The sequence below is a fragment of the Planifilum fulgidum genome (assembly GCF_900113175.1).
GTDB classification, from domain to species: domain Bacteria; phylum Bacillota; class Bacilli; order Thermoactinomycetales; family DSM-44946; genus Planifilum; species Planifilum fulgidum.
This window is the reverse complement of the sequence record NZ_FOOK01000005.1, coordinates 20,619-43,097: the sequence shown is the minus strand read 5'-3', so window position 1 is coordinate 43,097 and position 22,479 is coordinate 20,619. Positions and strand designations below refer to the sequence as shown.

At 59.3% G+C, this 22,479-nt stretch carries 26 protein-coding genes; 6 read left to right on the top strand and 20 right to left on the bottom strand.

What is annotated here, in order from left to right; all coding sequences use genetic code 11:
• Both yycI and BM063_RS04085 read left to right on the top strand, forming a co-directional pair.
• Complete coding sequence (gene yycI / locus BM063_RS04090) at positions 1 to 723, top strand: two-component system regulatory protein YycI (RefSeq protein WP_092036112.1); 723 nt, start codon at positions 1 to 3, stop codon at positions 721 to 723.
• A gap of 45 nt (positions 724 to 768) precedes the next feature.
• On the top strand, positions 769 to 1,575 hold the full coding sequence (locus BM063_RS04085; RefSeq protein ID WP_092036110.1) for an MBL fold metallo-hydrolase: 807 nt from the start codon (positions 769 to 771) through the stop codon (positions 1,573 to 1,575).
• Between the two features lie 69 nt (positions 1,576 to 1,644).
• On the opposite strand, the gene BM063_RS17555 is transcribed toward BM063_RS04085, so the two are convergent.
• On the bottom strand, positions 1,645 to 1,953 hold the full coding sequence (locus BM063_RS17555) for a hypothetical protein (protein ID WP_177198967.1): 309 nt from the start codon (positions 1,951 to 1,953) through the stop codon (positions 1,645 to 1,647).
• Between the two features lie 355 nt (positions 1,954 to 2,308).
• On the opposite strand from BM063_RS17555, the gene BM063_RS04075 reads away from it, so the two are divergent.
• The 3 genes from BM063_RS04075 (at position 2,309) to rlmH (ending at position 4,271) form a co-directional block, all read left to right on the top strand.
• Complete coding sequence (locus BM063_RS04075) at positions 2,309 to 3,496, top strand: S1C family serine protease (RefSeq protein WP_245752007.1); 1,188 nt, start codon at positions 2,309 to 2,311, stop codon at positions 3,494 to 3,496.
• Positions 3,497 to 3,598: 102 nt separating this feature from the next.
• Positions 3,599 to 3,820, top strand: a complete 222-nt coding sequence (locus BM063_RS18260) for a CxxH/CxxC protein (protein ID WP_092036106.1) — start codon at positions 3,599 to 3,601, stop codon at positions 3,818 to 3,820.
• On the top strand, positions 3,792 to 4,271 hold the full coding sequence (rlmH, locus tag BM063_RS04065) for a 23S rRNA (pseudouridine(1915)-N(3))-methyltransferase RlmH (protein ID WP_092036104.1): 480 nt from the start codon (positions 3,792 to 3,794) through the stop codon (positions 4,269 to 4,271). Before BM063_RS18260 ends, rlmH begins: the two co-directional genes overlap by 29 nt.
• A gap of 63 nt (positions 4,272 to 4,334) precedes the next feature.
• Here the strand turns inward: rlmH and BM063_RS04060 are convergent, their stop codons facing one another.
• From BM063_RS04060 to BM063_RS04000, 13 genes are all read right to left on the bottom strand, one after another.
• Positions 4,335 to 5,621: an adenylosuccinate synthase gene (locus BM063_RS04060; RefSeq protein ID WP_092036102.1), complete on the bottom strand. Its 1,287-nt coding sequence runs from the start codon at positions 5,619 to 5,621 to the stop codon at positions 4,335 to 4,337.
• A 202-nt stretch (positions 5,622 to 5,823) separates the two neighbouring features.
• Positions 5,824 to 7,173: a replicative DNA helicase gene (gene dnaB / locus BM063_RS04055; RefSeq protein ID WP_092036100.1), complete on the bottom strand. Its 1,350-nt coding sequence runs from the start codon at positions 7,171 to 7,173 to the stop codon at positions 5,824 to 5,826.
• A gap of 100 nt (positions 7,174 to 7,273) precedes the next feature.
• A complete protein-coding gene (rplI, locus tag BM063_RS04050; RefSeq protein WP_092036098.1) occupies positions 7,274 to 7,720 on the bottom strand; it encodes a 50S ribosomal protein L9 in 447 nt (148 codons plus the stop codon).
• Complete coding sequence (locus BM063_RS04045; RefSeq protein WP_092036096.1) at positions 7,717 to 9,669, bottom strand: DHH family phosphoesterase; 1,953 nt, start codon at positions 9,667 to 9,669, stop codon at positions 7,717 to 7,719. The genes rplI and BM063_RS04045 overlap by 4 nt, the downstream gene beginning before the upstream one ends.
• Positions 9,670 to 9,760: 91 nt before the next feature.
• Complete coding sequence (locus BM063_RS04040) at positions 9,761 to 10,666, bottom strand: DUF2232 domain-containing protein (RefSeq protein WP_092036094.1); 906 nt, start codon at positions 10,664 to 10,666, stop codon at positions 9,761 to 9,763.
• A 7-nt stretch (positions 10,667 to 10,673) separates the two neighbouring features.
• Positions 10,674 to 10,985, bottom strand: coding sequence for a MazG-like family protein (locus BM063_RS04035; protein WP_092036093.1), 312 nt, complete (start codon positions 10,983 to 10,985; stop codon positions 10,674 to 10,676).
• 227 nt (positions 10,986 to 11,212) lie between these two features.
• Positions 11,213 to 11,440, bottom strand: coding sequence for a 30S ribosomal protein S18 (rpsR, locus tag BM063_RS04030; protein ID WP_106344074.1), 228 nt, complete (start codon positions 11,438 to 11,440; stop codon positions 11,213 to 11,215).
• Between the two features lie 39 nt (positions 11,441 to 11,479).
• A complete protein-coding gene (gene ssb / locus BM063_RS04025) occupies positions 11,480 to 11,920 on the bottom strand; it encodes a single-stranded DNA-binding protein (RefSeq protein WP_092036089.1) in 441 nt (146 codons plus the stop codon).
• A gap of 43 nt (positions 11,921 to 11,963) precedes the next feature.
• Positions 11,964 to 12,254 carry a 30S ribosomal protein S6 gene (rpsF, locus tag BM063_RS04020; RefSeq protein WP_092036088.1) on the bottom strand — a complete coding sequence of 97 codons (291 nt, stop codon included), beginning with the start codon at positions 12,252 to 12,254 and terminating at the stop codon, positions 11,964 to 11,966.
• 277 nt (positions 12,255 to 12,531) lie between these two features.
• Positions 12,532 to 13,632 (bottom strand): redox-regulated ATPase YchF, encoded by a 1,101-nt coding sequence (gene ychF / locus BM063_RS04015; protein WP_092036086.1) that lies wholly within the window; start codon positions 13,630 to 13,632, stop codon positions 12,532 to 12,534.
• Between the two features lie 123 nt (positions 13,633 to 13,755).
• The gene (locus BM063_RS04010) at positions 13,756 to 13,986 is read right to left on the bottom strand and encodes a DUF951 domain-containing protein (protein WP_092036084.1); all 231 of its coding nucleotides are present in this window, start codon (positions 13,984 to 13,986) and stop codon (positions 13,756 to 13,758) included.
• A 55-nt stretch (positions 13,987 to 14,041) separates the two neighbouring features.
• Positions 14,042 to 14,671, bottom strand: a complete 630-nt coding sequence (locus BM063_RS04005) for a lysophospholipid acyltransferase family protein (protein WP_092036082.1) — start codon at positions 14,669 to 14,671, stop codon at positions 14,042 to 14,044.
• A gap of 91 nt (positions 14,672 to 14,762) precedes the next feature.
• Entirely contained in the window at positions 14,763 to 15,806 is a 1,044-nt protein-coding gene (locus BM063_RS04000; RefSeq protein WP_092036080.1) for a YkvI family membrane protein, read from the bottom strand.
• A 101-nt stretch (positions 15,807 to 15,907) separates the two neighbouring features.
• Here BM063_RS04000 and yyaC point away from each other — a divergent pair, with 101 nt between their 5' ends.
• A complete protein-coding gene (gene yyaC / locus BM063_RS03995) occupies positions 15,908 to 16,495 on the top strand; it encodes a spore protease YyaC (RefSeq protein WP_092036078.1) in 588 nt (195 codons plus the stop codon).
• A 74-nt stretch (positions 16,496 to 16,569) separates the two neighbouring features.
• Here yyaC and BM063_RS03990 read toward each other — a convergent pair whose 3' ends face one another.
• From BM063_RS03990 to noc, 6 genes are all read right to left on the bottom strand, one after another.
• On the bottom strand, positions 16,570 to 17,439 hold the full coding sequence (locus tag BM063_RS03990; RefSeq protein ID WP_092036076.1) for a diacylglycerol/lipid kinase family protein: 870 nt from the start codon (positions 17,437 to 17,439) through the stop codon (positions 16,570 to 16,572).
• Between the two features lie 124 nt (positions 17,440 to 17,563).
• Positions 17,564 to 18,268, bottom strand: a complete 705-nt coding sequence (locus tag BM063_RS03985) for a DUF554 domain-containing protein (protein WP_092036074.1) — start codon at positions 18,266 to 18,268, stop codon at positions 17,564 to 17,566.
• A 26-nt stretch (positions 18,269 to 18,294) separates the two neighbouring features.
• Positions 18,295 to 19,440, bottom strand: a complete 1,146-nt coding sequence (locus tag BM063_RS03980; RefSeq protein WP_092036072.1) for an aminotransferase class V-fold PLP-dependent enzyme — start codon at positions 19,438 to 19,440, stop codon at positions 18,295 to 18,297.
• 75 nt (positions 19,441 to 19,515) lie between these two features.
• The gene (locus tag BM063_RS03975) at positions 19,516 to 20,382 is read right to left on the bottom strand and encodes a ParB/RepB/Spo0J family partition protein (protein ID WP_092036070.1); all 867 of its coding nucleotides are present in this window, start codon (positions 20,380 to 20,382) and stop codon (positions 19,516 to 19,518) included.
• Positions 20,375 to 21,136 carry a ParA family protein gene (locus tag BM063_RS03970; RefSeq protein ID WP_092036068.1) on the bottom strand — a complete coding sequence of 254 codons (762 nt, stop codon included), beginning with the start codon at positions 21,134 to 21,136 and terminating at the stop codon, positions 20,375 to 20,377. Before BM063_RS03970 ends, BM063_RS03975 begins: the two co-directional genes overlap by 8 nt.
• 199 nt (positions 21,137 to 21,335) lie before the next feature.
• The gene (gene noc, locus BM063_RS03965) at positions 21,336 to 22,151 is read right to left on the bottom strand and encodes a nucleoid occlusion protein (protein WP_092036067.1); all 816 of its coding nucleotides are present in this window, start codon (positions 22,149 to 22,151) and stop codon (positions 21,336 to 21,338) included.
• Between the last annotated feature and the right edge of the window lie 328 nt (positions 22,152 to 22,479).

Below are 22,479 nucleotides of genomic sequence, written 5' to 3'. Positions count from 1 at the left end.
ATGGACTGGAGCCGCGCCAAAACCCTGCTGATCATCGCCTTCGTCTTACTCAACCTGTTTTTGACCGTGCAGCTGATCCAGGCCTGGGTGGAAAAATCGCAAATGCAAAACGGAAACGATTCGATCCGCCGGGAGCTGACCCAGATCCTCAAGGAAAAGAAGATCAAAACGCCCGACATCCCGCAGAATCCGCCGCTGGTTTCCGTCCTGGAAGCGCGGATCGCATCTCCGGGGGAGGGCTGGAAGTCGCAGCCGGACGGCAGCTACGTAAAAACCTTTCATCCCTCCCTCGGCCTTTCCGGGGAGGATCATCTCCATGCCCTGCTCAAAAAGCATGTTCCCTCTTTCGGGGAGTACCGGCTGATCTCCCGGAAGGGGCGGAGCCGGACATACCTTCAGTATTGGAAAGAGCGGCCCCTCTACGGGAGCCGCCTGGAAGTGAAACTGTCGGAGGGAGGGGCCCTTCAATCCATCCGATTGATTCGCTTGTCCATCAAAGAGGGAACCGACGCCCAAACCCCCGTTCCCGCCTCCTTCGCGCTGCTCAATCTGGTGGAAAGCGGGAAAGTTCCCAAGGGGACGGTTTTCACCCGCATCGAACTGGGTTACCACGGGCAGTCCTATGACGCCAAAACCCGCGTGCTTTCTCCCGTCTGGAAATTTGCGGCCGCAGACGGCCGGACCTATTACGTCAATGCGCTGACGGGCGCCCTGCAGCCCTAAAAACGCCAAACAACGCACGCCTCTGAAAAAAGGGGAAGATCGCCGATGAAATACAGTGTCCTCGCCAGCGGCAGCACCGGGAACGCCCTGTATATCGAAACGGATCAGGTGCGCCTCCTGGTGGATGCCGGCCTTTCCGGCAAACAGTTGGAACAGCATCTGCGAAGCATCGGAGTGGATCCGAAGACGCTGACCGCCATCCTCATCTCCCATGAACACATCGACCATGTCAAGGGGCTGGGAGTGTTCGCGCGCCGGTACAATATCCCCGTCTACATGAACGAAGCCACCTGGTCGGCCCTCCCCTCCTCCGTGGGGGCGATCAACGAGGCTTGCCGCAACGTGTTGGAAAGCGGGGCCGTTCTGGAAATCGGGGACCTGAAAATCGAAACCTTCGAAGTCTCCCACGACGCGGCGGAACCGATCGGATTCCGCTTCCAGCGCGGCAACGAATCCTTGGCCCTGGTCACCGATCTCGGCTATGTCAGCCGAAGGATCATCGATCGGGTCTCCGGCGTCGATGCCCTCATTTTCGAAAGCAATCACGACGTCAACATGCTCCGCATGGGTTCTTACCCCTGGAACGTCAAGCGACGCATCCTGAGCGACGTCGGCCACCTTTCCAATGAGGACGCCGGCGAAGCCCTCGCCGAAATCCTCGCCGGCAACGGCGAACAGGTCTCCCTGGCCCACCTGAGCCAGGAAAACAATCTGATGGAACTGGCCCACATGACCGTCCGCCAATTTCTGGAGGAAGCGGATCTGAACGTGGGGAGGGACGTCCATCTGTGGGAAACCTATCCGGACCGCCCCACTCCGCTGCGCTCCGTCAAGGCCACAGGCAGATCCTGAAGGGGCTTCCCACTGACAATGAGAGAGCGCTTTTTCGCCGAAGGGTGCGAAAAAGCGCTCTCCTATTCTTTATTTCCCTTTCTTTTCCCGCTTTTCGGAGCGGTCCGGGGAAGGCCCGGATTCCCTTTTTTCCGCAGAGCCCCCCGGAATCGCCCTGATCGCCAGTTTTCGGTCCAATTCCCGGGCGACATTCCGCAATTCTTCCCGGCTGATGATCCCCTTTTCCACCAGCAATTCCACCAGCGCCAACCACAGGACGGATTGGTGGTATTGCATCTGTTTGAAATCGGCCAACTGCGCGCCCCAATTCACTTCCGACCAAGCGTCGGGCCCACGTTCGGAGGGATTCACGCGACGCGACCTGTCGCCGCCAGTCATCGTTCTACCCCCTTCATTCCGTCAACCATGGTTCAACCCCCCCATACCCGACGGTCGGAGTCCCGCCATCGGCAATCCTCGCTCTATTTTTTTCAGGTTGAAATCCTCTCCCTCTGTTTCCGGTCCGCCGAAAGTCCACGGCGGCAAACGCGTGGGTGTTTTTCTTATATGTCTCTTTCTTGCTCTCTTTCTTCTATTAAACCGGTTTCAATTCCTCTTTTCCAATTATGACCAGTTTTATTCTTCAGGAATCTCCCTCGACATTTTCCGGACACAAAAGACTAAGTATAATATGGTTGGGCCATTCAAATAATGAAGTAGTGTCTATCTCCTCATCATCAAGGAGGCGGAAGCGGTGGGTTACTACGACGACCAAACAGGGTCCAGGGGAAGGGGACTAGCCTCCCTTCTTTTCACCTCTTTGATCTCGGCCGTCATCGGAGGATTGATCGTCCTTCTGCTCACTCCCGCCCTGTCACGGGCCGGCCTCCTTCCGGCGTCCCCCGGTGGGGAAGCGGCGAATAACCGCTTTGCGGAAAAGAAGTCGATCACCGTCGATGTGACGACCGACATCACCAAGGCCGTGGAGCGGGTGCAACCGGCGGTGGTCGGCGTCGTCAACCTGCAGCGGGACAACCCCTTTCAACCGGAAGCCCTGCAGCGGGGCACCGGATCCGGAATCATTTTTGACAAGGAAAACGGAAAAGCGCGGATTGTCACCAACCACCACGTGATCGCCGGAGCGGATCACGTTCAAGTGGTCATTTCAAACGGGGACAATGCGAAACATGTGACCGCCAAGGTGTTGGGCAGCGATGACATTTCGGATCTGGCCGTCCTGGAGATCCCCGACAACCACGTAAAGGCGGTGGCCGACTTCGGCAATTCCGATGCCATCAAGGCGGGAGAACCCGCCATCGCGATCGGCAACCCCCTGGGGTTGGAATTTTCCCAGTCGGTCACGGTGGGCGTGATCAGCTCGCCGAAACGATCCATCGACGTGGCGGAAAGCATGTCCATGGATGTCATCCAGACGGATGCGGCCATCAACCCCGGCAACAGCGGCGGTGCCCTGGTCAATGTCGCCGGACAGGTGATCGGAATCAACAGCCTGAAAATCGCGGAACAGGGGGTGGAAGGGCTCGGCTTTGCCATTCCGGTCAATGATGCCCTGCCCATCATCAACGACCTGATCCGGCACGGACGGGTGCTCAGGCCCTATCTGGGAATCACCCTGATAGACCTGCAGGCGATTCCCCAGGAATACTGGGCCACGGAACTGGATCTCCCCAGCTCGGTCAACGCCGGTGTCGTGGTGAGGGATGTGATGTCCGGGACTCCCGCCGCCAAAGCGGGCCTCCGCTCCCGGGACGTGATCGTCGCCCTGGACGATCAGCCGATCCACTCCGGCTCCGAGCTGCGCAAATACCTGTACAAGGAGAAAAAGATCGGTGACGAGATCCGCATCACCTTCTACCGGGACGGATCCAAGGAAACCGTCACCACCACATTGATTCAACAACCTGTGGAAATCTTCCGTTGACGGGGAACCCGCCCTGTGCACAGGCGGGTTCCCCCTGTGTGTAACTTTGTGGATAATGTGGATAACAGGAATCCCTCCGGCCGAGGGGAGGAATGGAAGAGGATGGATCAAACCGCCCGCCATCGCTGGTTCGCCTGTGACGAACATGCCGAATGGGTACTGGATGATTTTGTGGAAAAATTCCGGACCGCCCCTTCCATCGATGCGGTTTCCCCTCCCGGATCCGCCCGCTGCCGCATGTGCGGCCGGCCCGCCGATCGGGTGTTCTTTTTCGAACGGGAGGAGGATGCAACCGGTGCATCTGGAGATTGTGGCGGTGGGTAAACTGAAGGAACGCTATCTGAAACAGGGAGTGGAGGAATACCTGAAGCGGCTGAAGCCCTACGCCCGTGTGGATGTGGTGGAAATCCCCGAGGAAAAGCCCGCGGGTTCCCTTCACGCGGCGGAGGAAGACCGGATCCGGGAAAGGGAAGGGGAGCGGATCATAAACCGCCTCCACCCCGAGGCCCATGTGATCGCTCTGGCGATTGAAGGGAAATCCCTTTCCTCGGAAGAGTTGGCGGAATACATCCGCCGCCTTGCCACCTACGGAAAAAGCCGCGTCGCCTTCGTCATCGGGGGATCCGTCGGTCTCTCCCCCCGGGTCCTCCGGTCTTCCGACCTCTTGCTCTCCTTTTCCCGGATGACCTTTCCCCACCAGCTGATGCGATTGATCCTGCTGGAGCAGCTGTACCGCTCCTTCAAGATCATCCGGGGGGAAACCTACCACAAATGACGGGGCACGCCGCCGCCCAAAAAAGTTGCGCGCCCTTAAAGGGCGCGCAATCCTTATCCGCGATCAGGCATAGGCGGGCCGGACCTGGATGGTCTGCTCCCGATCCGGACCGACGGAGAACAGCGTCAAGGGAATTCCCGTCAGCTGGGTGATTCTCTCCACATAGTGCTGGGCTTCCAGGGGCAGATCGTCCAGGCGGCGCACGCCGGTGATGTCCTCTTTCCAGCCGGGCAGTTCCTCATAGACCGGCTCGCATTCGGAGAGGATCTTCAGGCTTGCGGGAACATTCTCCAGGATCTTTCCGCGCCAGCGATAGGCGGTGCAAATTTTGACCGTCGGCAATCCCGTCAGCACGTCCAGGGAGTTGAGGGAAAGGCCGGTGATGCCGCTGACCCGCCGGGCGTGGCGCACCACCACGCTGTCAAACCAGCCGATGCGGCGGGGACGCCCGGTGGTGGTTCCGTATTCCCGGCCCTTTTCCCGAATGTAGTCGCCGACGGAATCCTTCATCTCCGAGGGGAACGGGCCGTCACCCACGCGGGTGGTGTAGGCTTTCGCCACCCCGATCACCTGATGAATTTTTGTCGGGCCCACGCCGCTTCCGATGCACACCCCTCCGGCGACCGGGTTGGAGGAAGTGACGAAGGGATAGGTGCCCTGGTCGATGTCCAGCATGACGCCCTGGGCCCCCTCAAAGAGGACGCGCCGCCCCTGGTCGATGGCATCGTTCAGCACCACGGAGGTATCCGTCACGTAGGCGCGAAACTTCTCCCCCAGCGCGAGATACTTGTCGTAGATCTCGTCGAAGGAGAATCCGCCGGTATCGTAGACCCGCTCCAACAGCCGGTTCTTTTCCTCCAGATTCCGCTTCAGCTTCTCGGCGAAAAGATCCGGGTCCATCAAATCGCCGACGCGGATGCCGATCCTGGCCGCTTTATCCATATAAGCGGGGCCGATCCCCTTTCCGGTCGTCCCGATTTTTCCTTCACCCTTCCGGGCCTCCTCCACCATGTCCAGCTTGATGTGATAGGGCAGGATGAGATGGGCCCGGTCGGAGATGCGCAGGTTTTCCGGCGATATGCCGTGGCTTTTCAGATATTCCAGCTCCTCCACCAGCGCCTCCGGATTGAGCACCATTCCGTTTCCCAGGACGCAGATCTTGTCCCGATAAAAAATGCCGGAAGGAATCAGGTGCAACTTGTAGCGGTTTCCGCCGAACACGATCGTGTGCCCCGCATTGTTTCCTCCCTGATAACGGGCGATCACTTCCGCGCTTTCAGCGAGAAAATCGGTGATCTTCCCTTTTCCCTCATCCCCCCACTGGGTTCCGACGACGACCACCGTTGACATGGGCTTGCCTCCTCTGACCAAAATCCGAACACCAACAACATTTTAACTGCAGATTTTCGGATGTGTCAACAAAAACACGAACATTATCCATACGAAAAGGGATGTATATTCGTCTTGTCCAAAAATGCGCGAGAAATAAGCCCCGGAAGCATCGCCGGGGGTAAGCGCCGCCGGCGGGCCCTTTCGGGAGGGGGAGGGATTCTCATTGGGGGGGAGGTTCGTCGTGCTTCAGGTCGAGGCTCAAAAATTTGTTGTAGTTCTTGAGGAAGAGGAGTTCCACCTTTCCGACGGGACCGTTCCGGTGCTTTCCGATAATCACTTCCATGATATTCTTTCTTTCCGACTCCTCGTTGTAATAATCGTCCCGGTACAAAAAGGCGACGATGTCCGCATCCTGTTCAATCGACCCCGATTCCCGGAGGTCCGACAACATGGGCCGCTTGTCCTGGCGCTGTTCCACCGCCCGGGACAACTGGGAAAGGGCGATGACCGGCACGTTCAGCTCCCGGGCGAGGAGTTTCAGGGAACGGGAAATTTCGGAGATCTCCTGCTGCCGACTCTCCCCGCCCCGGCCCCGGATCAACTGGAGGTAATCGATCACCACCAGCCCCAGGCCGTGTTCCGCCTGAAGCCGGCGCAATTTGGCCCGGATGTCGAAAACGGTGAGGCCGGGAGTGTCGTCGATGAAGATGGGGACTTCCGCCAGGGTGCCGATGGCCATCGTCAGCTTTTCCCAATCCTCTTCCCCCAGGTTTCCGGTGCGAAACACCTGGGCGTCGATGTTTCCCTCGGCGGAAAGCATCCGCTGCACCAGCTGGATGGCCGGCATCTCCATGTTGAAGATGGCCACCGTCTCACCGGCGTGGAGGGCCACGTTTTGAGCGAGATTGAGGGCAAATGCCGTTTTTCCCATGCTGGGGCGGGCCGCCAGGATGATCAGATCCGAACGCTGCAGTCCGGAGGTCATCCGGTCCAGATCGGGGAACCCCGTGGGAATCCCCGTCAACCCGCCCCGGTTTTCATGCATCTGCTCGATCCGCTCGTAGGTATCCATCAAAAGATCCCGGATCGGAAGAAAAGCCTTGCGGATCCGCCGTTGGGAAATATCCAGAATTTTTCGTTCCGCTTCGTCGATGATTTCCGCCACGTCATCCCCGCCGGCGTAACCGGCGGAGGCGATCTGGGTCGCGGTGCGGATCAAGCGGCGGAGAATCGCCTTCTCCTCGACGATTCGGGCGTAATGGTCCACATGGGCGGAGGTGGGGACGGAATCGGCCAATTCCGTCAGGTAGGTGACGCCTCCCACTTCCTCCAGCTGTTTGGTTTTCTGCAGCTCTTCCGTCACCGTCACCAGATCGATCGGCTCTCCCCGCTCGGCGACGTTGAGCATCGCCTGGAAGAGCCGCTGGTGTCCCTGGCGGTAGAAATCGTCGGGTCTCAGCCGTTCCGCCACCAGCGTCAACGCCTGGGGATCCATGAGAATGGCCCCCAACACGGCCCGTTCCGCCTCCAGGCTGTGCGGGGGCAGGCGGTCCGCAAACAGCTCACTCATGGTCCATCAGCCTCCGCGCATTTCAACCCTTCAACAAAAAAACGCTCCACCAGAGCGTGCGCCTCGCCGCCGGAATGGATAAACTTCCTCCGCGCGCCGATCATTCTTCCACGACTTGCACCGGAATCGTGACTGTCACCTCGGGATGGAGTTTGACCGGAACCCGGGTGACCCCGAGGGAACGGATGGGTTCCTCCAATTGAATCTTTTTCTTTTCGATCTGGATTCCGTGCGCTTCCTTCAAATGGCGGCTGATCTGCTTGGAGGTGACGGCTCCGAACAGGCGTCCCCCCTCACCGGCCTTGGCGGGGATCACGATGCGGAGATCTTTGAGGCGTTCCGCCAGTTCCTGCGCCTCGGCCCGTTCCCGCTCCCTGCGGAGGCGCTCCCTGCGCTGTTGATCCTTCAGGGCGTTCAGATTGGCGGGCGAGGCCTCGACGGCCAGCTTGCGGGGAAACAGGTAATTGCGGGCGAACCCTTCCGCCACTTCCTTCACTTCTCCCTTTTTGCCGTGACCCTTGACGTCCTGTTTAAAAATGACTTTCATTCGACAAAGCCTCCTTCCTCCAGGGTCTTCAACAGCCGCTCCCGGGCTTCCGCCAGCGTCACGCCCCTCAGCTGAACGGCGGCATCCGTCAGGTGCCCACCGCCGCCCAGGGCTTCCATCACCAACTGGACATTCAGATCTCCCTGGGAGCGGGCGCTGATCGCCACCCGCCCGTCTTCAAGGGTGCCGATGACGAAGGAGGCGGTGATCCCTTGCATGTTGAGCAGGGTATCGGCCGCCTGGGCGATGAGCAGTTGTCCGTACCGTTCATCTTCCTCGGCAACAGCAATGGCAATTTTATCGTATACCACTTCGGTGTTTTTGACAATCTCGGCCCGTTTTACAAATTGCTGCAAATCTTCCTTGAGCAGGGTTTGCACCATGGTCAAATCGGCCCCGTGCCGCCTCAGGAAGGAAGCCGCCTCAAAGGTGCGGGAACCCGCGCGGACCATGAAATGGCGCGTGTCCACCACCATCCCGGCCAAGAGGGCGGTGGCTTCCAGAGTGTCGAGGGAGATGCGGTTCCCCTGGTATTGCAGCAGTTCCGTCACCAGTTCGCTGGTGGAGGAGGCATAGGATTCCAGATACACCAGCACCGGATCCCGCACAAACTCCTCCCCGCGCCGGTGGTGATCGATCACCACCACCCGCTTCGCTTTGTCCAAAAGCCGGGGCTCGACGGTAAGCGAAGGCTTGTGGGTGTCCACGATAACGAGCAGGGTTCCCGGGTCCGCCAGCTGGAGGGCCCGCTCCGGGCTGATGATCCGGTCCTTCAACTCGTCGTGGTTGGACACGGCCTCCATCAGGAGCTCAATGGAGGGATTCCGGTCATCCAGCACGATATATCCCGGCCGTTGCTGAAGCCGAACGGCCTTCAGGACGCCGATGGCGGCCCCCATCGCATCCATGTCCGGTTTGGCATGGCCCATGATCAGCACCCGTTCGCTGTCCCGGATCAGATTGCCGAGGGCATGGGAAATGACCCGGGCGCGCACCCGGGTTCGTTTCTCGACGGCCCCCATTTTTCCGCCGAAAAACAACATCCGCTCTCCGCTCTGCACCACCGCCTGATCGCCGCCCCGGGCCAGCGCCATTTCCAGGGCCCCCTGGGCGTTTTCCGCCCGTTCCGGCAGCGTGCGCCCCACGGCGGACACACCGATGCTCAGGGTGATGGGAATCGGATTGTGGCGGGTCATCTCCCGGACCTCGTCCAGAATGCCGAAACGGCTGCCCATCACTTCATCCAGGGTTTCCCGCCTCAAAATGAGAAAAAACTTGTCGGATTCCAAGCGGCGCAGGCAGATGTCGTGCTTCTCCGCCCAACGGGTGATCGCTCCGGTCACGTTCGAAAGGAGAAGGGTGCGGCTCTGATCGCTCAGTCCCTGGCCCGCCTCCTCATAATTGTCCATGTGCAGGATCCCGAAAACCACCTGATCCTGTTCATAGCGGCGTTCAATCCGGGCCAGCCGGGTCACTTCCCGGAAATAGACGAGCCGCTCCTCGGCCCGGTGCATCACCTCGAAGGTGCGGTCCCCCACCGCGATCCGAACCGGATCCTCTCCGTTCCCCAAGTCCTTGAGGCCGGGAAAGACCTCATCCAGCGCCTTTCCCACCAGTTCCTCCTCATCGGTCATTCCGCGGACAAAGGGATTGTGCCACTCAATCCGGCGATCCTTGTTGTAGAGAAGGATCCCCAGGGGCATCTGATCCATCGCCCGCTGGTTGGCCCCCTTGATCCGATCCGTCAACGTCATGACGTATTGGATGAACTCCCTGCGAAACGCCCGTTCCGCCCGGAACAGGTGGATGGCCAGAAGGAAAAAAACGACAAGCCCTCCCACCCCGAGGATCCAATCGAAGGAGGCGAGCAGGGCGATCAGGACCAAATGGAAACACATGGCCCAGACCATGTGTTTTCCATGCCATCGCTGCAAGATAAAATTCGGCATAATTCCATCCCCTCAAAACCGCCACCGTTTATTCAGCGTATGCCGCTTCGGAGAAAAAGGCAAACGACGGTGAAATTCCCTTTGCCTCAAGTCATGACCCTTCTTCCAGCCGCTCCCTCATCCGGGTTCCCACATCCATTATTCCCAAAACGAGCAGCAGAAAGGCCGCCGGCGGAAGAAACAGCGCGAAAACGGCAAGCCACAGCCATCCCCGGCTCAATCCCTTGCGGTGAAGAAGAAAGGAAAGAAAGGACAAGCCCTGCACCGCGAACAGGATATCGAGGATCATGAAGGAGCCCGCGAAAAAGGAATAGGCCCAGCTCTCCGCATCAAACAGAAAAGCGGCGACGCACGACACCAGGTAATAGAAGAGAAAGGACTTGGGAAAACGCCACCGGTGAAACGGAGGCAACCGCTTTTCGGGAAAACCGGAGCGGACGAGGAACCTCCTCCCCGCCCAGGCGCTGAGAAGAACGGTCGGAACGGTCAGAACGGACAAAAAAAGAGGGAGTACGGCTGAAAGGGGCGGAAGGGGAGGAACAGAAGCCTCCGGAACGGAATTTTGGACCATCTCCGCCACCAGGTCCCATTGCTCCTGCCAGAGCCGCTGGAATTCCGAAAGCAATCCAAAACCGTACTGGGCCGCCGCCAACCCCAAAAGCAACACGGCGGCGCCGACGACCAATCCGGCCAGAACCACATCGGTTCCCGATGCGGCGGTAGAACGATAAAACGCCCCCATCGCCATCCCCGTCGCCGCGGCAAAAAGGACCCCGAAAATCCACAAAGGGTGAAGCAGGATCAAGGCGAGAGCGCCGAGCACCGCGGCAGGGAAAAGGGCGGAGGGCCAGGAATGTCTAACCGTATACAGGAAGAAAGGAAGCGGCAAAAACCAGATCGTCACAAGGGAAAAGGGAGTGAAGAGCGAGGCGATCAACACCGTGAAAACGCCACAGAGGATCACCCCGTCGCGGACCTTGCCGTTCGGTCCCGTCAAGTCGGCTTCACCTCTTGTTCATGTGCTGCTCCAGAGAGGACAAATCGCCGTACCAATTTTCCAACTGATGTCCTTCCCGGATGTGTTCCCTCAGTTTGCTCACCACCGCCTGATCCAGTTCGCGGAAGGAGATCCCGACCCTTCGGGCCAGCACATAGCTGACCACGACCAGACTGGCCAGGCTGTCCAGGATCAGATGCTGGTTGGCGTGATGAAGTCCCTTGAACAGGTTGGCGATCTGATCCAGGATTTCGGTCTTCAACCAGTCAATCACTTTCAAATTCTTTGCGATCTGCATCCCTCGCTCCGGATGGCTCATGGACGCGTCCTCCTCCGATGCGTTCAAGGGAGGTGAGGCGTGCGTCGGAATTGATGCGGGGCCGCCTGCGAATGCCTTCCGGCACCCTCCGGATTCTCACGCTCCCCCGTAAAAGGCCATCTCCAAAAGGACGAGGAGAAAGCCGTCACGAGGTATGTTCAACAAATCCCCGGCATTTTCCTCCTTTGCCATCCGCGCAAGAAAAAAAGGCCCGAAGGCCGAAGGATTCAGTCGGTGGTATAGGGCAGAAGCGCCATTTGTCTGGCTCGTTTGATGGCCCGGGTCAGCTGCCGTTGATACTTGGAAGACGTGCCCGTCACCCGGCGCGGCAGGATTTTCCCCCGCTCGCTGATGAACTTGCGCAGCAAGTCCACATCTTTGTAATCGATGTATTCGATCTTGTTGACCGTAAAGTAGCAGACCTTCCGCCGCTTGTGTCCACGACGGCGCGCCATGGAAATCCCTCCTTCCTTCCGGATTTTCCGCCGTATCGGTTAAAAGGGCAGATCGTCGTCGGAGATGTCAATCGGTTTTCCGTCGTCCGCAAAGGGATCGTCCATCTCGTTCCGACCTTTTCCGAACGGATCTCCCTCGGCGGCCGTCCCGGAACGCGCTCCGGCCGGTTCGAGAAACTGGACCGTGTCCGCCACCACTTCAGCCACCTTGATCCGACGCCCTTCGCTGTTTTCGTAGCTCCGGATCTGCAGCCGTCCGTCCACGCCGACCAGGCGTCCCTTTTTCAGGTAGTTGGCGCAGGTTTCGGCCAGCTGCCTCCAGGTGACGATGTTGATGAAATCGGCTTCCCGTTCTCCCTGTTGATTGGTGAACCGCCGATTCACCGCCAGGGTGAAGGTGGTGACGGCCACACCGTTCGGCGTGTACCGGAGTTCGGGATCCTGCGCGAGACGACCGACCAAAATCACCCGATTGATCATAAGAACCTCTCCCTTTGGGTTTCTCTATCCGCGACGATCCCCTTTACCGCTCATCGATTCGGATGACCATGTGCCGGATCACGTTGTCGTCGAGCCGCAGGTTCCGCTCCAGTTCCTTCACGATGTCCCCCTCGGACTGGAACTGGACGACGGTATAAACCCCTTCCCGCAGCCGCTGGATGGGGTAGGCCAGACGACGTTTCCCCATATCCTGGGTCTCCAGAATTTTCCCGCCGTTTTGGGTGATGACGGATTGCACCTTTTCCCGGTTGTTTTTCAGGGATTCCTCGTCGAGATCGGGGCGGGTGATGTACATCAACTCGTACTTCCGCAACGGTTCCACCTCCTTCTGGACTCAAGCGGCCCCCTTACGGGAGCAAGGAGTCAGCATTTCTCGACTGACAACGATAGATTGTATCAGAGACTTGAAGGCAAGGCAAGGGTTGTTCCCGCTTCCTCCCCTGGAAATTGGAAGCTATCATGGCGGAACGCGGGGCGGAGAACATCGCGGACAGGCTGTTCCGATCGGCATCCTGCCGCCGGACAGGATACCGCTCATATGTTCGATTTTACCGGATTCTGGATGTCCTGTCCACCCGCCATGAAATCCTTTAAACGGCAAAGCGGAAATGCATCACATCGCCGTCTTGCACCACATAATCCTTCCCTTCCAGGCGGACCAGCCCCCGTTCCCGGGCCTGGGCCATGGAACCGGCGGCGGTCAAATCCTCGTAGGCGATCACCTCGGCGCGGATGAATCCCTTCTCAAAGTCGGAATGGATCACGCCCGCCGCCTGGGGGGCCTTGGTCCCCTCCCGGATCGTCCAGGCGCGGACCTCCTTCTCGCCGGCGGTAAAGAAGGTGATCAGCCCCAAAAGCCGGTAAGCGGCCGCCACCAGTCGGTCCAGTCCCGAAGCCTTGAGACGCAGTTCCTCGAGGAATTGGCGCCGGTCCTCCTCCTGCAGCTCGGCGATTTCCGCCTCCAGCCGGGCGCAGATCGGGATGACGCCGGCCCCTTCCGCCTCCGCGATCCGCCGAACCGTCCGGACGTGCGGATTGGCGTCGGGGTCCGCCACGTCCGCTTCCCCCACGTTGGCGGCATAAAGCACCTTTTTGAAGGTCAGCAGATTGAGATGGCGGACCCGTTCCCGCTCCTCCTCGCTCAAACCGATCCGCCGGGCGGGGATTCCCTCGGCGAGGCCCTCCCGCAGCTTGAGCAGGGCTTCGTGCTCCTTTACGATTTCCTTGTCCCCGCTCTTTTTTTGGCGGGAGGTCCGCTCCAGCCGGCGCTCCACCGACTCCAGGTCGGCCAGGACCAGCTCCAGGTTGATCGTTTCGATATCCCCTTCGGGGTCCACCCTTCCGTCCACATGGGTGATGTTTTCGTCCTCAAAACAGCGGACGACGTGGATGATCGCATCCACTTCCCGGATGTGGGCCAGGAACTTGTTCCCCAGTCCCTCCCCTCGGCTGGCGCCCTTCACCAGGCCCGCGATGTCGACAAACTGGAAGGTGGTGGGGACGACCCTTTGGGGCTTAAACATCTCGGCCAAACGCTCCAGCCGCTCGTCGGGAACGTCCACCACCCCCACATTGGGATCGATCGTGCAGAAGGGATAGTTGGCCGATTCGGCTCCTGCGCGGGTGATCGCATTGAACAGGGTCGATTTGCCGACATTGGGCAAACCGACGATTCCGGTCATAAGCGGCATATCCGTCCACTCCCTGTGCATGAAGCGCAAGTTTGCAGAGATCCTCATCCATTATAGCGGATCCGGATCCCCCTGTCTCATGCAAAAAAGAACCCGACAGGGAAAGGTTCCGTCGGGAACACTTCAGAGGGATCCGGGACGGGAATTTTCATCTCCGTTTGATTCGGCGGGGATCAGGACCCGCTTCATCCGCTTTTCAAAGCGGGATCGGGGGAGGAGCACGCTGTGACCACATCCGGTGCACTTCATCCGGATGTCCATGCCCATTCGGATGACCTTCCAAGCATTGGTCCCGCAGGGATGCGGCTTTTTCATCTCCACGATGTCACCCAGATTGAAAACTTTCCGTTGCACCGATGATCACACTCCCGCTCGCTTGCCTCCATTATAGGAGGCGTCTTGCCACAATTCAACCGCGTTGGCGCCCTTCCTCCCTTCCTTCCGCCGCCATCCGGCGCCAGACGCGGAGAATTTCTTCGCTGATCTGCTCCTCGCTTTGCCGTCCCGTTTTCTCCGCGCCGGGCCTGATGCATTCCCCGACGACGATCCGAATCCGATGGGGGCGAATCCACACCGCATTCCGGGGCAGCGAACGATCCGTCCCCTCGATATAAACGGGGAGAATGGGCGCGCCGGTCTTGAGCGCCAGGTAGGCGGCTCCCTGTTTCAGCTCGCGCATCGGGGCGTTTTCCCGCCTCCCCCCCTCGGGAAACATGCCCAGCACCTCACCGTTTCGGAGCACGCCGATGGCGGTCTTCAAGGACTTCAGGTCCGCCTTGCCGCGATCCACGGGAAAGGCGCGGAAATGGTTCAGAAACCACCGGGCCACCGGATGGCGGAAGGATTCCTTTTTCGCCATGAAACGGATCTTTCGCGGAAAAAAGGCCCCGATATAAAAGGGGTCGAGAAGGCTGAGATGATTGCCGACCAAAATGAGGGGCCCCTCCGCCGGGACCCGATCCATCCCTTCCACGCGGGCCCGGTGGTAGATTCGAATCAAACACCGAACGACGGGTTGAAGGGTGTGATACAGAAACATGTTGGGTTCCCTCCTTCATCTCCAACCGCTCGCGATCACGTTCCGATCCCGAATGACGATTTTTCCTTTTCTTCTCCATTCGACATGGAAATCAACGTTCCTCCGAAAAGGGATAAAGCAAAAATAGAGTGAAAAGAAACAGGTTCAAAACTCCGTAAAGGGGGTAAAGAAACTGCACCAGGGGGACAAACCCCCATTGGCTGAGCGGAACCAAGACCGCCATGATGACGAGGCCGGCCGCCCACCGGGGCAAGGGGAAGCGGTCGGCGAGGCGAAAGACCAGCCCGTGCATGTTGCTGACGGCGGTCGTGTAGATGGCAAACCAGAGGACCAGGGAAATGGTCAGGTTCCAGATTGTCGAATAATCTCGGATCAGGGCGAACAAGGGAATGTTGTACTGGGATATGAGATGGGACACCTGAAGAAGCGACGCGTTGTAAAGCCCTGCGAGCACCGCGAGGCAGGAGACCCCCAGCAGACAGGCGATCCATATCTCCGCCGGATGACGGATCTGGGAACCCATGGTGGACAGGACGGCGAGCAGGGAAACCATGTTGAAGGCGGCGTAGGTGATGGCCGAGGGCCACACCGGCAACAGGGGATTTTCCGGCTCGTTTTCGATCAGCCCGGCCGTTTCACCGCCCGACCACAGGGCCTGAAGGCAGACGATGATCAATATCGCCGCCAGCGTCGGCATCAATGCCGTATTGAGAGACAGGATCCCCTTCAGGTCGAAAAAGAGGACCAGCACCACCGCCGCCGCCATCAGCAGCGTTCCCAGCGTGAAGGAGCCGTTCCACTGCTCCAGGGTGGCCCCGCTCCCCGCCACCATCACCAACACGCTCGTCAACAGGGACAGGATGACATAGCCGTCAAAATAGCGGGCCATTCTGGGGCCGATCACCGCACGGAGCACTTCCGAGTAATGTTGTGTCCGCTTTTTCCAGCCGATGTGAAGGATGATGACGCTCACGGCAAAGTATAGCGCCATCGAAAGGAGGATCCCGAACCGGCCCTCTTCCCCGTAGGATCCGAAGAACTCCCAGATTTCCCTCCCGGAAGCGAAGCCCGCGCCGATGGTCGTGCCGACAATCGTCATGCCGATTCGGAAGGATTGTCCGAGATCGATCCGCATCGCTCACCATCCCCACCCGCATACGGGTTGTCCCTACATGTATATTTACTCTCTTTTTCCCGTATACTGGTAAGGATCAAAAATTTCGGAGGTTGTCGGACATGCGTGAGCTGTTCCATTCCGATTCTGCGGCTTTCACCTTCCCTTACCGGGTGGACTACACCCACCCCCGGGCTGTGGAGATGTGTGCGGAAAAGCTCACGCTGGCGCTGGGCGCGCTTCCCCCCGGCTCCGAGCTGGTCTGCCTCTGTATCGGCACCGACCGTTCCACCGGCGACTCCCTCGGTCCCCTGGTCGGCACGATGCTGGAAAAAATGGCGTCCCCTTCCCTCCGCATTTACGGAACATTGGACGAGCCCGTTCATGCCGTCAATCTCCGCGCGACGCTGGAGGAAATGCGGAGGAATTTGAAAAATCCGCGGATCATCGCGGTGGATGCCTGTTTGGGAAATCTGCACAGCGTCGGCTCGATCCAGGTGGGGATGGGCCCCCTCAAACCGGGGGCGGGCGTGAACAAAAATCTGCCCGAAGTGGGCGAGGTTCACATCACCGGGATCGTCAACGTCGCCGGTTTCATGGAATATTTCGTCCTGCAGAACACCCGGCTCAGCATCGTCATGAAAATGGCGGACATCATCTCCCGCTCCATCCAATCCGTCGTTACCCGTCTGCACCGGGAAGCGACGTGACCCGGGGGATGCCTTCGAAAGCGGGGAAGGGGCGGCTGAACCGCATCACCGATCCCGGACCGGTGACCGCTTCTTCAGAGAAGGGTCAGCGATTGGGGGCGGACGGATATGATCACGGGCGTTTCCCCGACAATTTCCCCGTCGGCGTGAACCACCAAGGGACGTTCGGCGGACACCCGGATCTCCGCCCCCCTCAGCATCACCACATAGGGATAATTGACGTGCTTGCCGCTGAAAACCAGGGGAAACAGCCGGAGCAGTTTCCAGCGGGAAATCCCCCGGACCAGACAGATGTCCAGAAGGCCGTCATCGTTTTTCGCCTCGGGGCAGATCTTCATTCCTCCCCCGTAACAGGAAACGTTGGCGACGGCGATCAGCCAGACCCCCTCTTCCCGGATGACTTGCCCATCCACTTCCAGGGTGACGCGGGTCGGCTGAAAGCGCCGGAGTTCCTTCAGCACGCCGATGGCGTAGGAACCCTTCCCCCACCTTTGTTTCCACTTGGATTCATTCACCGTTTTTGCCACCTGTCCGTCAAAGCCGATGCCGATGGAGCTGACCATCACCCGTCCGCCAAAGTCGGCCGTGTCCACACGGCGGGGAGAGTGCTTCAACACCCGGTCAAGGGCTTTGACCGGATCCTTGGGAATCCCCTGGGCCGTGGCGAAATCATTTCCCGATCCGGCCGGTATGTATCCAAAGGGGACGTCCGTCCCGATCAGCCCGTTTCCCACCTCGTTGACGGTGCCGTCCCCGCCGACGGCCACCACCGCCCGAACCCCCGTCTTCGCCGCCTCCCGGGCCAGTTCCGTGGCATGGCCGGGACGTTCGGTGAAGGCCACCCTGTAGGGAATCCCCCTCTCCTTCAGCACCGGCTCAATCCGGGACCAACGGGCAAGGCCCCGGCCGTTGCCGGACACCCTGTTGACAATGAAATACCGCACGCGGATTTTCCCCTTTCTCGGCGAATCGCGGGAAGACTCCCCGGCGCCGGCAGGCGGCGGCCAGCTTCCCGCTCTTTTATGAAGTCTTTTCCCAACCGGTCCTTCGACAATCTCCAACAATTTTCTACAAAAACGGTATCGCGTCATAGACAGCGGCGACGACAACGGCGATCGGCAGGGCGGGCAGCCAGTCGGCGACGCGGATGCGGGTCAGGTTGAGCAGGTTGAGGCCGATGGCGATGATCATGATTCCGCCGACGGCGGTCAGATCCTCCAGGATCCGGTCCAATAAAGGTCCCTTAAACAGCCGGGTGATCCATTCGGCGGAGAGGGCAATCGCCCCCTGATAGAGAAAAACGGGGACGGCGGAAAAAAGAACGCCCACGCCCAGGGAAGAAGTGAAGATGATGGCGGTGAATCCGTCCAGCATCGCTTTGGTGAACAGCAACTCGTGCTCTCCCTTCAATCCTCCCGCCAATGCTCCCAAGACGGCCATCGGACCGACGCAGAACACCAGCGTTGCGGTGATGAAACCGGAGGCGAACCCGTCTTGTTTGTTCAAGCGCGATTCCATCCACCGGCCGAACCGCTTCAGCTGGTCATCCAGGTGCATCCAGCCGCCGACGGCCCCTCCCAACACCAGGGAAACGAGGACGACGATAATGTTTTCGGAACGCATCGCCATGGAGATCCCCATCACCGCCACCACCAAGCCGACGCCCTGCATCACCTGAACTCTCATTTCCTCCCGAAGACGGGGCAGGACAAAGCCAAGCAGGGAGCCGAGGACCACCGCCAAAGCGTTGACCACCGTTCCCAACAAAGCCATGAATGGTTCTACCTCCCATTATTCCCCTACCAATCGAAGGCTTTCCGTATCTCCCCGATGGCAATGATCAATGCTTCCGCATCCTTTTCCTCATTGAAATATCCGAAACTGGCCCGGACGGCTCCCGTCTCCTCCGTTCCGAGACTCTTGTGAGCCAGCGCGGCGCAGTGATAGCCGGCGCGCACGGCAATGCCGTAATGGGCGTCCAGGATGGCCGCCACTTCCTGGCTGTCCAGCCCGGCGAGATTGAAGGCCACCACCGGCAACCGCGGGCCTCGGGGCGTATACACCGTCACTCCCTCCATCTCGGAAAGGGCGGATCGGACGGTTTCGGCCAAGTGCATCTCTTTCCGGTGGATCTTCCCGACCCCCGTCTCCCGGACAAAGCGAACCCCCGCCGCGAGCCCGGCAATTCCCGGCGTGTTGGGTGTTCCGCTTTCAAACCCCTCCGGTCTCTCGCCGGGATGCTCCAGTTGTTCCGAGCGGCTCCCCGTCCCCCCCTGAATCAGAGGAATCAGGGGAATATCGGGACTTGCGTACAATCCCCCCGTTCCCTGGGGACCGTACAAACCCTTGTGGCCGGGAAAGGCGAGCATGTCGATCCCCAGCGCTTCCACATCGATGGGCAGATTGCCGGCAGTCTGGGCGGCATCCACCAGAAAGCGGACCCCCTTTTTCCGGGCGATGGCGCCGATCTCCTCCACCGGCATCACCGCCCCGGTCACATTGGAGCCGTGGGTTGCCGCGATGAGGCGGGTTTCCGGCCGGATCGCCCGTTCCACCTGCGCCGGATCCACCGACCCGTCGGGAGAAGCGGGGACCACCGACACGGTGATCCCCCGTTCCCGTTTCAGCGCCTCCAGGGGACGGGCCACCGCGTTGTGCTCCCAACAGGTGGTGACCACATGGTCCCCCGGCCGCAAAAACCCCTTGAGGGCCTGATTGATCGCCTGGGTGGCATTGGCGAAAAAAAAGATGTTGTCGGGATCGCGAATCCCGAACAGCTCGGCCAATTCCCGGCGGGCCTCCGCCAGGATGCCCGCCGCCTGTGCGGCCAATCGGTGGCCGGACCGGCCCGGATTGGCGCCGGTCTCCTCCAGACAACGCTTCACCGCCTGGACGACGCTCTCCGGCTTCGGCCACGTGGAAGCGGCATTATCCAAGTAAATCACGTCGGTTCACCACTTTTGCGACCATTTTTCCAAAAAGCCCGTGCGATCTCCTCAGCCATCGCATCCGTTCCGGCTTCACCCCCCGATCAGGGGATCCCGCTGGAGCAATTCCAGGAGCCGTTCCAGCTCGCTCTGCGAGAAGTATTCGATCTCGATCTTTCCCTTTCGCTTTCCGTGACGAATCCGCACCGGCGTGTTCAGGGATTCCTGAAGCATCTCCTCGTACCGTCTGATCTGCGGATCCACCTTCTCCGCTTTCTTCGGCTTTTTCTTCTTGACGCCGCTTTGATGGATCTGTTGGACCCACTCCTCCAACTGCCGGACGCTGGCTCCTTCCCTTTTCACCTTTTCCGCCAGCTTCATCTGCACCTCCGGCTCCTTCACTCCCAGCAGCGCCCGGGCATGTCCCATCGAGAGTGTTCCACGTGAAACATCCTCCTGAATCGCCGGGGGAAGCTGAAGCAAGCGCAGGAAATTGGCGACATGGGGGCGGCTTTTCCCCACCCGCGCCGCCAGCTCTTCCTGGGTCAGCGAAAAGTGATCCATCAACTTCTTGTAGGCATTGGCGATTTCCATCGGATTGAGATCTTCCCGCTGCAGATTTTCGATCAGGGCGATCTCCATCATCTGTTCATCGGTAAATTCCCGGATCACCACCGGAAACTTGGTCAGCCCCGCCTTTTTTCCCGCCCGGAAACGCCGCTCCCCCGCCACGATCTCGTACCCGTGGATGCTTTTCCGAACGACGAGGGGCTGAATGATCCCGTGCTCCTTGATCGACTCCGCCAGCTCCTCCAGGGAATCGGGATCAAATTGTTTCCTGGGCTGATAGGGATTCGCCCTGAGTTCGGAGACGTCCACCTCGTTGACGACGTCGTCTTCCGTGACATCGATCGAGGGAAGAAGCGCTCCGAGTCCTTTTCCCAACCGCTTGCTACCCATTGTGAATCACTTCCTTCGCCAGCTCGATGTAACATTCCGCTCCGCGGGAGCGGGGGTCGTAGAGGAGAATCGGCAAGCCGTGGCTGGGCGCCTCGCTCAGCCGAACATTGCGGGGGATCACCGTCTTGTACACCTTGTGCTGGAAGTACTTCTTCACTTCTTCCATCACCTGGACGGACAGATTGGTACGGGCGTCAAACATCGTCAAGAGGACGCCCTCGATCTCCAGCCGCTTGTTCAAATGTTTCTGGACGATGCGGATCGTGTTGAGCAACTGTCCCAAGCCCTCGAGGGCGTAAAATTCGCACTGGATGGGAATCAACACCGAATTGGCGGCGGTCAGGGAATTGACGGTCAAAACCCCCAGGGAAGGCGGACAATCGATCAGCACATAGTCATACCGGTCGAGGACCGGCTGCAGAGCGCGCTTCAGGCGATATTCGCGGGAAATCACCTGAACCAGCTCGATTTCGGCACCGGCCAATTGAATGGTGGCGGGGACCAGATCCAGGTTCTCAATCCCCGTCCGCACGATGACGTCGACGATGGGCACCTCATTGATCATCACATCATAAATGCACTGTTTCACGTCCGCTTTGTTGATTCCAAACCCGCTGGTGGTGTTCCCCTGGGGATCGCTGTCCACCACCAGCACCTTTCTCCCCTCCATGGCCAGACCCGCAGCCAGATTGATGGATGTGGTCGTTTTTCCGACTCCGCCCTTCTGGTTGGCGATCGCGATCACTTTTCCCACTCTTGTCACCTCTTCTTTCTCTGTTGAATCACCGGGGCATCCGACCTCACCGATAAGCCACCGCACCGACACCGCATTCTTCCGAATCCTGCCGTTCGGGCCCTCCGCGGGCAACCCCACAAGGCTTCGCCGTGCGCCACTCCTCCGGGCGTGAAAATCGATGTCTTCCGCGCCTTCCCAGTGGGAACTTTCCTCTTTTTTATTTCGGGATCCGGATGATCACTTCATAATAATTCCCCTTGTCCTGTTCATCGGCAATCACGTTCATCCCCGATTTCTGGACCATGTTCACGGATTGACGGATCGTATTGAGGGCGATGCGAATGTCGCGGGATACGGATTTGCGGCGCGCCTTCCGCTGGGAGGGCTTTTTCTCCAACAGCCGTCGCACTCTCTCCTCCGTCTGTTTCACGTTCAATCCCTTTTCCAGGATTTCTCCCAGCAGCCGAATCTGATCCTCGGAGTTTTCCAGGGAGAGAAAGGCCCGGGCGTGCCGTTCCGTGATCTTCCGCTCCAACAACGCCCGCTGGATTTCTTCGGGCAGGGTGAGCAAACGCAGTTTGTTGGCGATGGTCGACTGGCTTTTCCCCAGCCGTTGGGCCAGACTTTCCTGGGTCAATCCGTGGAGTTTGATCAGCTTCTGATAGGCGGCCGCCTCTTCAATCGCCGTCAGCCCTTCCCGCTGCAGGTTTTCAATCAGTGCCGCCGATGCTGCCTCCGTGTCGGACATCTCCCGGACCACCGCGGGAATCCGCTCCATCCCCAATTTTTTGGCGGCCCGGAGCCTGCGTTCGCCCGCGATCAGCTCGTATCCCCCTTCCCGCTTCCTCACGACGATCGGCTGGATGATCCCGTGGGTACGGATCGTGTGGCACAGCTCTTCGATCCGCTCGTCGTCAAAGACCGTCCGCGGCTGATACGGATTGGGGAGCACGGAATCCACCGGAATCCGTCGAACCACCTCCTGCCCCTTTTTCTCCGCCAACCCGAAAAAGCGTGCCAACGGCTCTTTCATCGCATCGGACACCACCTGATTCAAATCTATCCGCTGCCATATACTCCTATATTCATCATTGTACCGGAAGCCACCTCCCCTTTAAATAGAATCCGCCCCGGATGTTCCACGTGAAACATCCGGGAAACAAAGCGAAAAGCCTTCGGGTTGCAAATTTGAACAATCCCCGAATTTCCCGATGCGCGGAAAAGCGGCATCCCGAAACATACGATAGAATGAAAGGAGGCATTCCCTCCATCCGCCCCTGCTTGAATGTCACAACAAGGTTGGATATGATACGATGGGTCCTTGATCCAACAGGGCCCGTATCTCCGACACCCAGGAGGTG